This window comes from Micromonospora marincola (genome assembly GCF_056150385.1).
This window is the reverse complement of record NZ_JAXCFT010000005.1, coordinates 316,191-330,523: the sequence shown is the minus strand read 5'-3', so window position 1 is coordinate 330,523 and position 14,333 is coordinate 316,191. Positions and strand designations below refer to the sequence as shown.

General features: G+C 71.0%; 14 protein-coding genes. 8 read left to right on the top strand and 6 right to left on the bottom strand.

What is annotated here, in order from left to right:
- Positions 1-275 precede the first annotated feature (275 nt).
- The 3 genes from SM450_RS15085 to SM450_RS15075 all read left to right on the top strand — a co-directional run bounded on the left by SM450_RS15085 (position 276) and on the right by SM450_RS15075 (position 2,414).
- A complete protein-coding gene (locus SM450_RS15085) occupies positions 276-464 on the top strand; it encodes a hypothetical protein (protein ID WP_474620358.1) in 189 nt (62 codons plus the stop codon).
- A 226-nt stretch (positions 465-690) separates the two neighbouring features.
- A complete protein-coding gene (locus tag SM450_RS15080) occupies positions 691-1,422 on the top strand; it encodes a hypothetical protein (RefSeq protein ID WP_474620357.1) in 732 nt (243 codons plus the stop codon).
- Between the two features lie 563 nt (positions 1,423-1,985).
- A complete protein-coding gene (locus SM450_RS15075; RefSeq protein ID WP_474620356.1) occupies positions 1,986-2,414 on the top strand; it encodes a hypothetical protein in 429 nt (142 codons plus the stop codon).
- A gap of 38 nt (positions 2,415-2,452) precedes the next feature.
- Here the strand turns inward: SM450_RS15075 and SM450_RS15070 are convergent, their stop codons facing one another.
- The 3 genes from SM450_RS15070 to SM450_RS15060 all read right to left on the bottom strand — a co-directional run bounded on the left by SM450_RS15070 (position 2,453) and on the right by SM450_RS15060 (position 3,983).
- Positions 2,453-2,707 (bottom strand): Smr/MutS family protein, encoded by a 255-nt coding sequence (locus SM450_RS15070; protein ID WP_013288724.1) that lies wholly within the window; start codon positions 2,705-2,707, stop codon positions 2,453-2,455.
- 56 nt (positions 2,708-2,763) lie between these two features.
- Complete coding sequence (locus tag SM450_RS15065; protein WP_089155326.1) at positions 2,764-3,126, bottom strand: tetratricopeptide repeat protein; 363 nt, start codon at positions 3,124-3,126, stop codon at positions 2,764-2,766.
- Between the two features lie 86 nt (positions 3,127-3,212).
- Positions 3,213-3,983 (bottom strand): ROK family protein, encoded by a 771-nt coding sequence (locus SM450_RS15060; protein ID WP_474620355.1) that lies wholly within the window; start codon positions 3,981-3,983, stop codon positions 3,213-3,215.
- 85 nt (positions 3,984-4,068) lie between these two features.
- On the opposite strand from SM450_RS15060, the gene SM450_RS15055 reads away from it, so the two are divergent.
- The 3 genes from SM450_RS15055 to SM450_RS15045 all read left to right on the top strand — a co-directional run bounded on the left by SM450_RS15055 (position 4,069) and on the right by SM450_RS15045 (position 7,042).
- Positions 4,069-5,706, top strand: a complete 1,638-nt coding sequence (locus SM450_RS15055; RefSeq protein WP_474620354.1) for an ABC-F family ATP-binding cassette domain-containing protein — start codon at positions 4,069-4,071, stop codon at positions 5,704-5,706.
- A 39-nt stretch (positions 5,707-5,745) separates the two neighbouring features.
- Positions 5,746-6,054: a hypothetical protein gene (locus tag SM450_RS15050; RefSeq protein ID WP_474620353.1), complete on the top strand. Its 309-nt coding sequence runs from the start codon at positions 5,746-5,748 to the stop codon at positions 6,052-6,054.
- A gap of 262 nt (positions 6,055-6,316) precedes the next feature.
- Complete coding sequence (locus SM450_RS15045; protein WP_474620352.1) at positions 6,317-7,042, top strand: methyltransferase domain-containing protein; 726 nt, start codon at positions 6,317-6,319, stop codon at positions 7,040-7,042.
- A 210-nt stretch (positions 7,043-7,252) separates the two neighbouring features.
- On the opposite strand, the gene SM450_RS15040 is transcribed toward SM450_RS15045, so the two are convergent.
- A complete protein-coding gene (locus SM450_RS15040; RefSeq protein ID WP_474620351.1) occupies positions 7,253-8,287 on the bottom strand; it encodes a LacI family DNA-binding transcriptional regulator in 1,035 nt (344 codons plus the stop codon).
- A 150-nt stretch (positions 8,288-8,437) separates the two neighbouring features.
- Here SM450_RS15040 and arfA point away from each other — a divergent pair, with 150 nt between their 5' ends.
- Complete coding sequence (gene arfA, locus SM450_RS15035; protein ID WP_474620350.1) at positions 8,438-9,961, top strand: arabinosylfuranosidase ArfA; 1,524 nt, start codon at positions 8,438-8,440, stop codon at positions 9,959-9,961.
- A 97-nt stretch (positions 9,962-10,058) separates the two neighbouring features.
- Here arfA and SM450_RS15030 read toward each other — a convergent pair whose 3' ends face one another.
- The gene (locus SM450_RS15030) at positions 10,059-11,555 is read right to left on the bottom strand and encodes an APC family permease (protein WP_474620349.1); all 1,497 of its coding nucleotides are present in this window, start codon (positions 11,553-11,555) and stop codon (positions 10,059-10,061) included.
- 242 nt (positions 11,556-11,797) lie between these two features.
- On the opposite strand from SM450_RS15030, the gene SM450_RS15025 reads away from it, so the two are divergent.
- Positions 11,798-13,456: a glycoside hydrolase family 10-like protein gene (locus tag SM450_RS15025; RefSeq protein WP_474620348.1), complete on the top strand. Its 1,659-nt coding sequence runs from the start codon at positions 11,798-11,800 to the stop codon at positions 13,454-13,456.
- A 51-nt stretch (positions 13,457-13,507) separates the two neighbouring features.
- On the opposite strand, the gene SM450_RS15020 is transcribed toward SM450_RS15025, so the two are convergent.
- A complete protein-coding gene (locus SM450_RS15020; protein WP_474620347.1) occupies positions 13,508-14,194 on the bottom strand; it encodes a class I SAM-dependent methyltransferase in 687 nt (228 codons plus the stop codon).
- Positions 14,195-14,333 lie beyond the last annotated feature (139 nt).

Here is a 14,333-nt window from a genome sequence, read left to right as displayed (position 1 = left end):
AAGCCCAGCTCAGATCCTGCATGGCGAACACCAGGTGTAAGGCCATGTAGATCGACAGGGACACCCGTGCCCGGTCGTACTCGGCTAACAGTTCGCGGCGGCGCATCGGGCAGGGCCAGGGCGCGGCACAGGTTGCGCACGTCCAGACAGGCAGAACGGGTCCGTGGTCCGTCATCCCGTCATCGCACCATGGGGGTTGCCCTAATGCAACTACCAAACGGGTTGTCTGAGGCAGCACACCCTCAGGCAATCCCATGAGGCCATACCGTCAGGTCGTGGAGTTGCTGGGGCTGGATGAGATCCGCGATCTGCTGGGCGGGATCAGCAAGCAACGCGCCACGATCATCGTCGGCCGCAAGGGCTTCCCCGACCCGCTCGTCACCTTGAAGATGGGCCGCGTCTGGGACGGCAAAGCCGTTCGAGCGTGGATCGCCAAGAACCGCCCCGGGCCGGCCGACGACTGAGGGCCACCAGTAGGCGGGGCGTTCGGAAGCGTGGGCCGTGCGCCAGGCCGCTCGATGAGGCCGTACGAGATCGCGCAGCGCCTCGACGTCTCGCGCAGCGGCTCGCCCGGTGCCCCACCTTCCCGAAGCCGTACCAGGAACCAGATCTGGCCGACGTAGCTCCCGCCTGAGCGTCCACCGCGAGCAGAGCGGCCGGGGGTGGATCTCGCTCGCTAGGGTTGCCCGCATGATCGACGCGATCTCGGGCGCCGTGGTGCGGCATCGACGTCCCGTTCTGGTGGTGGGCCTACTGGTCGCGGCCGGGAACGCCGCCGCGATGGCGTACGCGCCGGACGTGGCGCGCGCGTTTTACCTCCTAGTTCTCCTTCTCAGCCTGACCGCCCTCGTCCTGGCGATCAGCATGGGGAACCGGCCCGCCGTCCTGGTGGTGCTGCCGCAGATCCCGGCCTTCGCCCCACCGGCCCCGGCGTGGCGGATCCTCCTCACCCTGGCTCTCCTCGGGCAGTCCTCCACGGCCGTCGGCGCATACCTGCGTTCCTCCGAGGCGGGCACCTCGACCACATTCGACGCCGCCGTGGGCGCGCTCTGGCTCGCGGCGATCGTGGTGCTGGTCGCGGCGGCGTGGCGCGGGCACGACGTGCGGCTGAGCCCGGACGGCGTACACACGATCGGGGTTCTCGGGTCCCGCGCGATCCCGTGGGACGCCGGGCCGGGCGTCGAGACGCCGCGCGATGTCGGCCGGCTCCCGTCGCGGCTCCCGCTGACGATCGCGAAGCCCGCGCTGGTGCGACGTCGTGGCCTGGTGGGCCGCGCCACCGTGCCCGTCGAGAGCGTCGACGCCCGCTTCCTCGCCACCGTGCTCAGCCACTACGTCGCCGACCCGCAGCATCGGGCCGCCATCGGCACGCCTGACGAATACCATCGACTGGTCACCCACCTGCGCGGCGCAACCGGTTGACCGACCGAGCTCTTGATCCGAACGTCATGATCAACCGCCGAAACGCCAGTTCGGCGAGATGGTGGCCTCCACCCGCGTTCGATACCGCCACCTCGGCGTAACGGAGTGGATCATGCCCGGCCGGGCGGGCTTCACTCCGCGCCGCGCGGTCAGGGCGTGCCTCGTTCCACGTCGATCTGGGCATGATCGCCGTCCGCCGGGCTCCCGTCCACGAATACCTGGTCGCCGGTCACACGTCTGCTCGCTACGCTGCGCCGCATGCGGCTGTAACGGGTCACTCCCGACAACTACGAGGCGGCACTCGCGCTGTCGGTGCGCCCCGCATTCGAATATCGAAGAACGCGGATCAGGGCATGAGATAGCTCCTATGTAGACCGTTTCCACCGACTTCCAGCCGCACCCCGTGCAGGCGGGATCGAGCCGCCCGAATCCGGCTGCATTGATGCCGCGTGGCAGTTTTTGCATGAGACGCACTCGCCCACGACGGCGAGCCGGCGGGGCCACGCCGCCTGCTCGCCGACGCTAGACTGCGCCAACGTTCCACTGATACGGGGAGAGTGCACATGCTTCAGTCTCGTCTGGTAAAAGCCATCGGCATGGCTTTGACTGGCGCCCTACTGGTGGCCGGTTTCGCATCGCCGGCTACGGCTGCCGCAGCAACCGCCTACAACACCAAAGTTATAGTGTTGGGCCCTCCGAAACCCGGATTGCCAGCGGCGTGCTGGACCAAGCAGATCCGCCTCGACGCCGGTGACTACAAATGGGGCTATGTTATGCGTAACACCGCGCTTGAATGGCCTGCCCGGAATATTCGCCTCGGCGCCGGTGACTACACTTGGTCTTTCTGCATTGTTGCAGATTTCGGCGTGTACCTTTATTCCTCGACCCTACAGCCAAAGGGTGGCGCAATTGCCTTGCTCCCCACCGTAACTGACGGCAGCAACGTCTACCACGAATATCTGACCGGCAGCTACCTCGATCCCGCCTTCTGACGGGGTGTGGGAGGTCTCGGCGGCCGGGCTCCGGCGCGCTACTTCCAGCGGAAGTGCACGAACAGGCGGCCGAAGTTCTTCGAGTCCTTCTCGACCCGGTGGTAGAGCTGCTTGACGTCCTTCTGGTCGAGGAAGCGCAGCACCTTCTTCTTCAGCGCGCCGGAGCCCTTGCCCGGGATGATCTCCACGAGCGTGGCCTTCTTCGCCACCGCCTCGTCCATGATCCCGCGTAGCGCGCGGTCGATGTCGTGGCCCTTGTTGTAGATGTCGTGGAGGTCGAGCTTCAGCTTCACGGTTCCATTCTAGGTACGCCGAAGGGCAGCCCACCCGGGCTGCCCTTCGGCAACGCTCACCGACCGACCCGACCCTCGACCCGCTTGAGCGCGGTGGTGTAGTCGGTGTTCGTCGAGTACATCGCCGCCGCGATGCGCAGGTGCCGCAGCGCGTCGGCCGGCCGGTTCATCCGCTCCAGCGTCCGGCCCAGCACGTGGTGCGCGTAGTGGTCGCTCGGGTCCCGGTCGACCAACTCACGCAGGTGCTCCTCGGCCCGGTTGAGCTGGGCCGACTGGAAGTAGGCGCGGGCCAGCAACTGCCGGACCGAGGAGTTGTCGGGCTCCGCCTCGATGATCGGTTCGAGCAGCCGGGCCGCTCCGGTCGGGTCCCCGGAGTCGAAGAACATGGTCGCCCGCCGGTACTCCGCCAGAAGGTCCACCTGACCCACCTCCTCGTGTCGCGTCAGCCCTTTGTCCGACGCTGGCACAACACCGAAGGAACCGCGAGTGTTCCACCCGGTGAAGATCAGGGCGTGGGGTCGTACCTATCGCCCACAAGCTCCCACGCCCGGACACCACCCACGATTCCGGCCGTGTTCGGGACGACCACGACGTCGTCCCCCATCCGGGCCACCTGCTCCGGCCGGATCAGCCGCGAGTTGCCCCCACCCAGATAGAGCCGGTCCCAGCGGAACACCGGCCGCAGGCCGTCGACCACCTGCCGGATCCGCCGGGACCAGAACGCGTCGCCGAGGCGCCGCCGTTCCGGCTCCCCGACGTACGTGTCGTAGGTGGTGTTCCACCGCACCGGCGCGTGCGACAACTCCAGGTGCGGGGCGATCACCCCGCCGTCGAAGAGCGCGCTGCCCAGCCCGGTGCCGAGCGTCAGGACCAGCTCACAGCCGGTCCCGGCGACCACGCCGGCGCCGTGCACCTCGGCGTCGTTGAGGACGAGCGCCGGCACGCCGAACGCCTCGGCCAGCGCGCCGCGCGCGTCGTACCCGGACCACTCCGCGACCAGGTCGGGGTCGACGCGGCTGCGCGGCCCGGAGCGGGTCACGTAGTGCGGGGTGGCCACCACCACGCCGTGCCGGATCATGCCGGGCATCCCGACGGTGAGCCGGTCCGCCGCGGGCAGCCGGGCGCCGAGATCCCGCAGCGTCCGCACGAACACGGCCGGCGGCAGCGGGTACGGCGTGGGCACGCGCAACGGGCGGGCCCGCATGGTGCCGGCGGCATCGAGCACGGAGGCTTTGATCCCGCCGCCTCCGCAGTCGATCGCCAATGTGGTCGCCACGGCTGTGAGTCTCCCTCACCCCGATACGTTCCCGAGCGCGGGACACGGTAATCCGGATGCGCCCGCCGGTATCCTCGGTGTCCTGATGAGCGCCACGTTGATCGCCAAGGATCTCACCGCCGGCCACGGTGACCGCCTCCTCTTCGAAGACCTGAGCCTGGTCGTCGCGCCCGGTGACGTGGTCGGCCTGGTCGGGGTGAACGGCGCCGGCAAGTCCACGCTGCTGCGGACACTCGCCGGCCTCCAACCCCGCGAGCAGGGCACGGTGGCGTTGAACCCGCCCAGCGCCACCGTCGGCTACCTGCCGCAGGAGCCGGAACGCCGGCCGGGCGAGACGGTCCGGGACTTCCTGGCCCGGCGCACCGGCGTGACCGCCGCGCAGGCCGCGCTCGACGCCGCCACCGAGGCGCTCACCGCCGGGGCGGCCGGCGCCGACGACGCGTACCCGATCGCCTTGGAACGGTGGTTGGACCTGGGCGGCGCGGACCTGGACGAACGGGCCGAGCAGGTCGCCGCGGAGCTGGGCCTCGACGTGGGCCTGGACCACCCGACGGTCGGGCTGTCCGGCGGGCAGGCGGCCCGCGCCGGGCTGGCCTCGCTGCTGCTCAGCCGCTACGACATCTTCCTGCTCGACGAGCCGACGAACGACCTCGACCTGGCCGGCCTGGACCGGTTGGAACGGTTCGTCACCGGGCTGCGCGCCGGCACCGTGCTGGTCAGCCACGACCGGGAGTTCCTCACCCGCACGGTCAATCGGATCGTCGAGCTTGACCTGCACCAGCGGCAGGTCAACCACTACGGCGGCGGCTTCGCGGCCTACCTGGAGGAACGCGCCGTGGCGCGCCGGCACGCCCGCGAGGAGTTCGAGGAGTACGCCGACACGAAAGCCGACCTGGAGGCGCGCGCCCGGACCCAGCGGGCCTGGATGGAGAAGGGCGTGAAGAACGCCAGGCGCAAGGCCACCGACAACGACAAGATCGGCCGCAAGTTCCGCACCGAGTCGACCGAGAAGCAGGCGGCGAAGGCCAAGCAGACCGCCCGGCTGATCGAACGGCTGGAGGTGGTCGAGGAGCCGCGCAAGGAGTGGGAGCTGCGGATGGAGATCGCCGCCGCGCCCCGCGCCGGCGCCGTCGTGGCCTCGCTCCGAGGTGCCGTGGTACGCCGGGGAGCCTTCACGCTCGGCCCGGTGGACCTCCAGATCGACTGGGCCGACCGGGTGGCGATCACCGGGGCGAACGGCTCCGGCAAGAGCACCCTGCTGGGCGCGCTGCTGGGCCGGCTGCCCCTGGACGAGGGGCACGCCGCGCTCGGCCCGGGCGTGGTGGTCGGCGAGGTCGACCAGGCCCGCGGGCTGTTCCTCGGCGACCAGCCGCTGCTCGACGCGTTCGCCGCCGCCGTACCCGAGCTGAACCCCGCGGACGTACGCACGCTGCTTGCCAAGTTCGGCCTGCGGGCCGACCACGTGCTGCGCCCGGCGGCGACGCTCTCCCCCGGCGAACGGACCCGGGCCGCGCTGGCGCTGCTCCAGGGCCGTGGGGTCAACCTGCTGGTGCTCGACGAGCCGACAAACCACCTCGACCTGGCCGCGATCGAGCAGTTGGAGTCGGCGCTCGCCGGCTACCCCGGCACGCTGCTGCTGGTGACCCACGACCGGCGGATGCTCGACGCGGTGAGTGTGCACCGACGGCTGCGCGTGACGGACGGACGGATCGCCGAGGACTGATCCGTGCCGGCCGGCTCCCCCCGGGGCCACAATGACCGCATGCTCAAGTGGGAGTACGCGCTGCTGGTCCGCCGCCGCCAGCCGGCCACCACCGACGCCGGGTGGGAGATCGTCTTCATCTGGTACGGCCCGGACGGCTCGATGGTCGACGTCACGCCCTACGGCGACACCTCGCTGGCCCACCTGAACCGGGCCGGCGACCAGGGCTGGGAGTTGGTCGCGATGAGCGAGGACCCGTCATTGGAAGGCAACAACGAGTTGCACCGCTACCACCTGAAGCGCCCGAAGCCGGCCGCTCCACAGCCCCGCCAGCGCCTCCGCCCCACCCGCCGAGCCCTCCCCACCTAACCCACCCCCACCCCGCCCACCCTCTCGAGAACAACGGGGGCATGTGGTGGGGAGCCCTCGCACGGTGGGGGTGGCGCAGATCTTGGACTTGTGGCACCTCCGATACCGGGCTGGAACCGGCATTTCATGGCACCACAAGTCCAAGATCGACGAATACCCGCCGGCCGCTCGGAAGGCAAGGGGTGGTCATGATCGCGGCGGTGGGGCGGGCGAATGCGTGTGTATCGGGGTGGAACGGGTATCGCGCGGCCGGAGGTGGCGCATGGTGGCGATGGGGCAGGCAGCGCCGTCGGCTGAGCGACTTCGGCAGGCCGACGGATTCCTCGCCGAGGCGTGGGCCGACCTGGCACGGCATGACGACCGGCTGCGGAACACGACCGTCGAGGTGCGCTTCGACCGGGGCGTGGCACACCTGACCGGAGAGGTAGCCGACCGGGCGGAGCTGCGGCTGGTACGGGAGCTGATCGGCCGGCTGGCCGGGGTGCTCGGGGTGTGGTGCCGGGTCGACGTGGCCGGTCGTCCGCCGGTGGTGGTGGACCTGGGCTGCGGCGCGGCCAAGCAGTGGCCGGGCAACCTGGGGCTGGACATCTACCCGGCGACGGGGGTGGACGCGGTCGCCAACCTCTCCGGTCCGCTGCCGCTACGGGACGACTCGGTGGACGTGTTCTTCGCGGTACACATCGTCGAGCACCTGATCGACTTCCTGCCGCTGTTCGACGAGTGTCACCGGGTACTGCGGCCCGGCGGCGTCCTGCACGTGATGAGCCCCTGGTGGCGACATGTCAACGCGGTGGCCGACCCGACCCACGTGCGCCTGCTCGACGTACAGACGTTCAAGGGCATCTGCGGTCAGCGCCCGCCCGGTGCCCCGCGCTGGTATCCGCTGCACGTGGGCTGCGACGGCGCTTCCATCTTCGCCGACCTGACCCCCCTGCCCCCGGATTCGGACCCCCCGTCCCCCTCCCACCTGGCCCGCTTCTTCGACTGACCGCACACGCCCCAACAAGCCTCACCCGCCCGCGCCGTCACCCCGCCCGCCCGCGCCCCGCCTTCGCCGTCACCCCGCGCGCGTGATCATGAAGTTGGCGGCGCCTACGGAGATCAACTTCGCCGCTAACTTCATGATCATGCGGGCGTGCACGGGGCACGGGGCAGGGGGCGGGCCAGGGCGGGCCAAGCGCGGCGGGGGTGGGGTGGGTCAGGAGGGTGGGGCGGGTGGGGCGGGTGGGGCGGGTGGGGCGGATTCGCGTAGGGCCAGGCGGTGGGGGGCTGCCAGTTCGCGCGGAGGGGCGTCGCGGTCTGCGGCGAGGCGGCCGGCGAGGAGTTCGACCGCCAGGCGGGCGATGCGTTCCTTGTCCGGCGCGACAGTGCTCAGGGTCGGGATGGAGAAGCGACCGTCCTCGATGTCGTCGAAGCCGGCGACCGCGACGTCCTCGGGCACGCGCAGGCCGGCCTCGTGCAGGGCGCGCAGCGCGCCGAGGGCGAGCGTGTCGTTGAAGCAGAAGACGGCGTCGGGGCGTACCCCCGAGGTCAGCAGGCGCCGCAGGGCGGCTGCGCCGTCCGCGCGGTGCCAGGCCGGCGCGGACGCCACCAGGCGGTCGTCGTATTCGATGCCGGCCTCGGCCAGCGCGGCGGTGTAGCCGGCCAGGCGCAGCCGGGCGCTGGCGCCCTCGGGGGTGCGTTGCGAGCCGATGGCGGCGATCCGGCGGCGGCCGAGCGCGACCAGGTGGGCGGTGATCTCCCGGGCGGCGGCCACGTTGTCGATCATGACGTGGTCGGCGGGGCCGTGGTCGACCCGTTCGCCGAGCAGCACCATGGGCAGGCCGTCGAGGCTGGCGAGGTCGTCGGCGGTGAGCGCGAGCGGGCTGAGGATCAGGCCGTCGATCACATGGTCGCCGATCCCGCTTGCGGCCTTGCGTTCCTGCTCCGGGCCGCCGCTGGTCTGGTCGATCAGCACCGTCCAGCCGTGTTCGGCGGCGGCGGCGACAACGTGGCGGGCCAGCTCGGCGAAATAGGGGATGTCGAGTTCGGGCACGGCCAGCGCGATCACGCCGGTGCGCCCCTTGCGCAGGTTGCGGGCGGACAGGTTGGGCCGGTAGTGAAGCTCGGCGATGGCCTCCTCGACCCGGGCCCGGGTGTCGGCGCGTACGTGCTGGTAGCCGTTGACGACGTTCGAGACGGTCTTCACCGACACGCCGGCCCGCTCCGCCACGTCCTTGAGCCTGTGCCGCACCGAACGTCCTCCCCGCTGACCACTTCGGCGAACTCTACCGCGTCACGACGACGTAACGACCCCTTTACAGCACGGGTTACAACGTTGTAGGAACCAGTGACACAGTGACCGTCGTCAGCGGGCAGCAGGCCCGAGGGAAAGGTGGCATCCGTGCCGAACGCGCAGCTCACAGTCGATCCGGCGTTCCGGATCGGTGAGGCCGACCGCCGGATCTTCGGCTCCTTCGTCGAGCACATGGGCCGTTGCGTCTACGGCGGGATCTACGAACCCGGGCACCCGGACGCCGACCCGCGCGGCTTCCGCCGCGACGTGCTGGAGATGACCCGCGAGATGGGCGTTTCCGTGGTCCGCTACCCGGGCGGCAACTTCGTCTCCGGCTACCGCTGGGAGGACGGCGTCGGCCCGACCGGTGACCGGCCCCGCCGGCTCGACCTCGCCTGGAAGACGATCGAGACCAACACCTTCGGGCTGGACGAGTTCATGACCTGGGCGACCGAGGCCGGAGTCGAGCCGATGATGGCCGTCAACCTCGGCACCCGCGGCATGCCCGAGGCGTGCGACCTGCTGGAGTACACCAACCACCCGGGCGGCACCCGGCTGTCCGACCTGCGCCGCGAGCACGGCGCCGAGCAGCCGTACGGGGTGCGGCTGTGGTGCCTCGGCAACGAGATGGACGGGCCGTGGCAGGTCGGGCACAAGACCGCCGAGGAGTACGGCCGGCTGGCCGCCGAGACCGCCCGCGCGATGAAGATGATCGACCCGTCGATCAGCCTGGTCGCCTGTGGCAGCTCCGGCCGGCAGATGCCCACGTTCGCCGGCTGGGAGGCGACCGTGCTGGAGCACACCTACGAGCACGTCGACTTCATCTCCGCCCACTCCTACTACGACCCCTCCGACGGCGACCGGGCCAGCATCCTCGCCTCCGCGGTCGACATGGACGCCTTCATCACCGAGGTGACCGCCACCGCCGACCACGTCGGCGCGAAGCTGCGGCAGAAGCGCAAGCTCAAGGTCTCCTTCGACGAGTGGAACGTCTGGTACCAGTCCCGCCTCCAGGCCGACCTGGACCGGCGCGGCTGGGTCGAGGCGCCGGCGCTGATCGAGGACGACTACACCGCCGACGACGCGGTGGTGGTCGGCGACCTGCTGATCACCCTGCTCCGGCACGCCGACCGGGTCGGGGTGGCCTGCCAGGCGCAGCTCGCCAACGTCATCGCCCCGATCCGCACGCGCAACGGCGGCCCCGCCTGGCGGCAGAGCATCTTCCACCCGTTCGCCCTCACCGCCCGGTACGCGCGGGGCACCGTGCTGCGCACCGAGCCGGTCGGTCCCACGTACCCGACGAAGCGCTACGGCGACGTGCCGGTGCTGGACACCGTGGCCGTGCACGACGAGGAGACCGGCGACCTGGCCGTCTTCGCGGTCAACCGGGGCCCGGACGACCTCGCGCTCGACCTGGACCTGCGCGGCCTGCCCGGGCTGCACGGCGCGGGGCACACCACAGTCGCGGCCGGTGCCGACCCGGCCGCCACCAACACCGAGGCCGACCCCGAGCGGGTCACGCCCCGGAAGCTTCCCACCCCCACCCTCGACGGCAGCCGCTGCACCGTGGCGCTGCCCGCCACCTCCTGGAACCTGCTGCGCTTCGCCCCACCGCCGGCGACGCGCCGGTAAGGCGGGGGCCCCGCTTAACGCTTTCGGTAGAGGAAGGGGCCCCGCTTAACACCTGAGTGTTAAGCGGGGCCCCCGCCTATCATCTGGCCGGGGGCGGTCAGGGGGTGGGGGCTGGCTCGGGGGTGTCCTCGGCGTGCTCGCGGCGGGCCAGCCGGTTCTTGCGGTGCCCGTAGCCGAAGTAGATGATCCCGCCGAGCGCCATCCAGATCAGGAACCGCACCCAGGTCTCCACCGACAGGTTGAGACTCAGGTAGAGGCAGGCAACCGCGGTGACGATCGGCAGCACCGGCGAGAACGGCACCTTGAACGGCCGCTCCAGGTCGGGGCGCTTCCGGCGCAGGATCGGCACCGCGATCGCGACGAGCATGAACGCGCAGAGCGCGCCGATGCTCACCAGGTCGGCAAGCGCGGACAGCGGCAGGAAGCCGGCGAGCAGCGCCACCGCGACCGTCATGATCGCGGCGATCCGGTACGGGGTGCCCCAGCGCGGGTGCACCTTGGCGATCGACGGCGGGATGAGCCCGTCCCGGGCGATGGCGAAGCCGATCCGGCCCATGGCCACCAGGTCGACCAGGATCACGCTCGTCAGACCCGCGACGGCGGCGATGGAGACGAGCGTCGCGGCCCAACCGGCCCCGACCGCCCGGAACGCGGACGCGATCGGCGCGCCCTCGTCGATCTCGGTGTAGTTGACCATGCCGACCACGACAAGCGAGACGCCGATGTAGAGCACGGTGGAGATGACGAGCGTGCCGAGCAGGCCCAGCGGCAGGTCGCGCTTGGGCTTGCGGGTCTCCTCACCCAGGTTCGCCACGGCCTCGAACCCGGTGTACGCGAAGAACACCACCGCGGCGGCGGTGAGCACCCCGACGAAGCCGAAGACGGAGGGCTCCAGCCCGAAGAGGGCCTGGGTGACCGGCTGCTTGATGCCGTCGTCGCCGGCGCCGGCCGGCTCGCTGGACGGGATGAACGGGGTGAGGTTCGCGGCCTTCACGAAGAACAGCCCGGCGATGACGACAAAGGCACAGATCGCCACCTTCACCAGCACCAGCACGTTCGTCACCCGGGCGGACTCGCGGATGCCGACGATGGCCACCACGCCGAGCAGCAGCACGATGCCGATCGCGCCGAGGTTGACGATGCTTCCCTCCTCGGCGAACCAGGCGCTCGGCAGGCCGAACAGGTCGGCGAGGTAGCCGGACCAGCCCCGGGCGACCACCGCCGCGCCGAGCGCGAACTCCAGCAGCAGGTCCCAGCCGATGATCCAGGCGATGATCTCGCCCATGGTGGCGTACGCGTAGGTGTAGGCGCTGCCGGCGGTCGGCACGCTGGAGGCCAGCTCGGCGTAGCAGAGCGCGGCGAGCAGGGCGACCGCGCCGGCGATGCCGAAGGAGATCACCACGCCCGGTCCGGCGCTGTTCTTCGCCTCGACACCGGTCAGCGTGAAGATCCCGGTGCCGATCACGATCCCGATGCCGAAGCCCATCAGGTCGACCGGGCCGAGCCGGCGCCGTAGCCCCGGCTTGCCGTCTTCGCCGTCGGCGTCGCCCTGAGCGAGCACGTCCTTGATCGGCTTGGTCCGCAGGACTGACATGGATCACCTCCCTCAACGCTGACCACCGCGTTGGCGGTCCGTGGTCGGCCAAGCTACCCACCCCCTGCCGTCCCCAATCCCGTACGGCGGGTGTCGGAATGGTCACGATGCGGTGCGGACCCTCGGGGTCTTGCGCCAGATCGGGATTGATGAAAGTTTCCTACCGGTGGCGCAATCATCGCGGCGAATCTTGCCGACGACGCCGCCGTCCGCCCCCGGGCCCGACGAAGGGACCGCACCGCATGAAGGCAACACCGCTCAGGGCCGCCGCGCTGGCCGTGGCGCTGCTCGGCGCGCTTGTCGCCGCCACCCCGGCGCAGGCCGGGCCGAACCGGACGACGACCACCGACCCCACCGACTGCGTGACGAACCCGGCCACCCCCAAGCGGCAGTTCCGGGCCATGTGGATCGCCTCGGTGACGAACATCGACTGGCCCAGCAAGGACTCGTGGACCGCCCCGGACCAGGTCGCCAAGCAGAAGGCGGAATACCTCGGCTGGCTCGACCTGGCCCAGAAGCTCCACCACAACGCCGTCGTGGTCCAGGTCCGCCCAACCGCCGACGCGTTCTGGCCCTCGCCGTACGAGCCGTGGTCGGAATACCTGACCGGGGTGCGCGGCAAGGACCCGGGCTGGGACCCGCTGGCCTTCCTGGTCGGCGAGTCGCACAAGCGGAACCTGGAGTTCCACGCCTGGCTCAACCCGTACCGCGTCTCCATGCCCGCCCCCGGCGGCGCCGGCGCCGACCTGTCGCAACTCGCGCCGGACAGCCCGGCCCGGGCGCACCCGGACTGGGTCTTCGCCTACCCGCCGGCCGGCGTCGCCGGCAGCCGGCTCTACTACAACCCCGGCATCCCCGAGGTCCGCGAGTTCGTCCAGACCGCGATGATGGACGCGGTCAAGCGGTACGACGTCGACGGCGTGCACTTCGACGACTACTTCTACCCCTACCCGAGCGCCGCCTACGAGGTGCCCGACGACGCCACCTTCGCCGAGTACAACCGGGGCTTCACGGACCGGGCCGACTGGCGCCGGGACAACATCGACCTGCTGATCCAGGAGATGAGCGCCAAGATCAAGGCGGCGAAGCCGTGGGTGAAGTTCGGCGTCAGCCCGTTCGGCATCTGGCGCAACGCGTCGGCCGACCCGAACGGCTCCGACACCACCGGCTCGCAGTCGTACGACATCATCTCCGCCGACACCCGCAAGTGGGTCAAGCAGGAGTGGATCGACTACGTCGTGCCGCAGCTCTACTGGTACATCGGCCAGTACCCGGCCGCCGACTACGCCCGGCTGGTGCCGTGGTGGGCGGAGCAGGTACGCGGCACCCACGTCCAGCTCTACCTCGGCCAGGCCGACTACAAGAGCGGTGACCCGGCGTACGGGTCGTACTGGATGAACCCCCGGGAGCTGTCGGACCACCTGACGTTGAACCGGTCGTACCCGGAGGTGCTCGGCAACGTGCACTTCTCGGCCGTGCAGGTCCGGGCGAACCGGCTCGGCGCCACCGACATCTACGCGGCCGAGCACTACTCCCGCCCGGCGCTGGTACCCGCCATGACGCACCTGCCGCACAGGCCCCTGCTCTTCCCGGTGGTCACCAAGGCCCAGCGGGAGGCGGACGGGGTGCGGCTGAGCTGGCGGCAGCCCGCCGACGGCAAGGGTCCGCTCGGCACCGCCACCTCGTACGCGATCTACCGGTTCGACGGCCTCGGCCTGGCCGGTCGCTGCGACTTCGCCGACGCGTCCCACCTGGTCGGCACCGTGCGGGCCACCGACGGCGCGATCCAGTCCTGGGTGGACGACTCGGCGGTCGCCGGCAACCGCTACACCTACTACCTGACCGCGCTGGACCGCCTGGCGAACGAGAGCCCGGCGAGCCCGCCGCGCTTCGTCCGCTGACCGGTGACGCCCGGGGCTCCCGTCGCGGACCCCCGGGCGTTCCCCAGTTGGTCAGCCGGCGTGGGTGAGCCGGACCTCCAGACCGATCCCCCCGTCCCGGTCCACCTCGGCGCCACCGAACGCGCTCGCCCCGGCGAGCCGGGCGAAGGTGTCGGCGGTGACCGCCCGCCGGCGCAGCATCCGCAACGCCGAGCGGGTCCAGAAGGCGTCCAGCCGGCCCAGCCCCATCCCGGCCACCTCCCGCGCGATGTCCGCCGCCGAGATGTCGGACCGCAGGTCGTGGATCACCGCCCGGCCGCCCGGTCGCAGCACCCGGTGCATCTCGTCGAGCGCCCGCACCGGGCGGACGAAGTTCTTGAACGCCGCCTGGCAGACCACCAGGTCGAAGGCGCCCGCCGGGAACGGCAGGTCGTGGACGTCGCCCTGGCGGAAGTCGACAACCACGCCCGCCCGCCGGGCGGCCTCGCCGGCGAGCGCCACGAACGTCCGGCTGACGTCCAACCCGGTGATCCGGTACGCCCCGAGCCGGGCCAGCTCGATCGCCAGGTAACCGGGCCCGGGCGCGACCTCCAGCACGGCCGCCCCGTCGGGCAGCCCTTCGGCCAGCCGGGCGGCCTGCCGGCGGTACTCGGCCAACTGGGCCGCCGAGCCGCGGTTGCGGGCGTACCAGCGGGCGGTCGCCCCCTCCATCTCGGGCATCACCTTGCGCTTGGGCGCGCGCAGGTCCTTCGTACCCATCTCTTTCCTCCGTCTCGATTCGTGCGGGCACGAACCGACCCGGGGACGGACGCCCGGTTATCGTTGCGGTTGCCACCTTGCGGCCGGGTTGCCGTTCCCGCGGTATCGGTTCGCAGGTCAGGGCCCCGGCGGCGGTGTT

Excerpts from the sequence above, each read along its gene's own strand:
- SM450_RS15080 (WP_474620357.1), top strand. The coding sequence starts at position 691 with ATGATCGACGCGATCTCGGGCGCCGTGGTGCGGCATCGACGTCCCGTT.
- SM450_RS15075 (WP_474620356.1), top strand. The coding sequence starts at position 1,986 with ATGCTTCAGTCTCGTCTGGTAAAAGCCATCGGCATGGCTTTGACTGGC.
- SM450_RS15055 (WP_474620354.1), top strand. The coding sequence starts at position 4,069 with ATGAGCGCCACGTTGATCGCCAAGGATCTCACCGCCGGCCACGGTGAC.
- SM450_RS15050 (WP_474620353.1), top strand. The coding sequence starts at position 5,746 with ATGCTCAAGTGGGAGTACGCGCTGCTGGTCCGCCGCCGCCAGCCGGCC.
- SM450_RS15045 (WP_474620352.1), top strand. The coding sequence starts at position 6,317 with ATGGTGGCGATGGGGCAGGCAGCGCCGTCGGCTGAGCGACTTCGGCAG.
- SM450_RS15030 (WP_474620349.1), bottom strand. The coding sequence starts at position 11,555 with ATGTCAGTCCTGCGGACCAAGCCGATCAAGGACGTGCTCGCTCAGGGC.
- SM450_RS15025 (WP_474620348.1), top strand. The coding sequence starts at position 11,798 with ATGAAGGCAACACCGCTCAGGGCCGCCGCGCTGGCCGTGGCGCTGCTC.
- SM450_RS15020 (WP_474620347.1), bottom strand. The coding sequence starts at position 14,194 with ATGGGTACGAAGGACCTGCGCGCGCCCAAGCGCAAGGTGATGCCCGAG.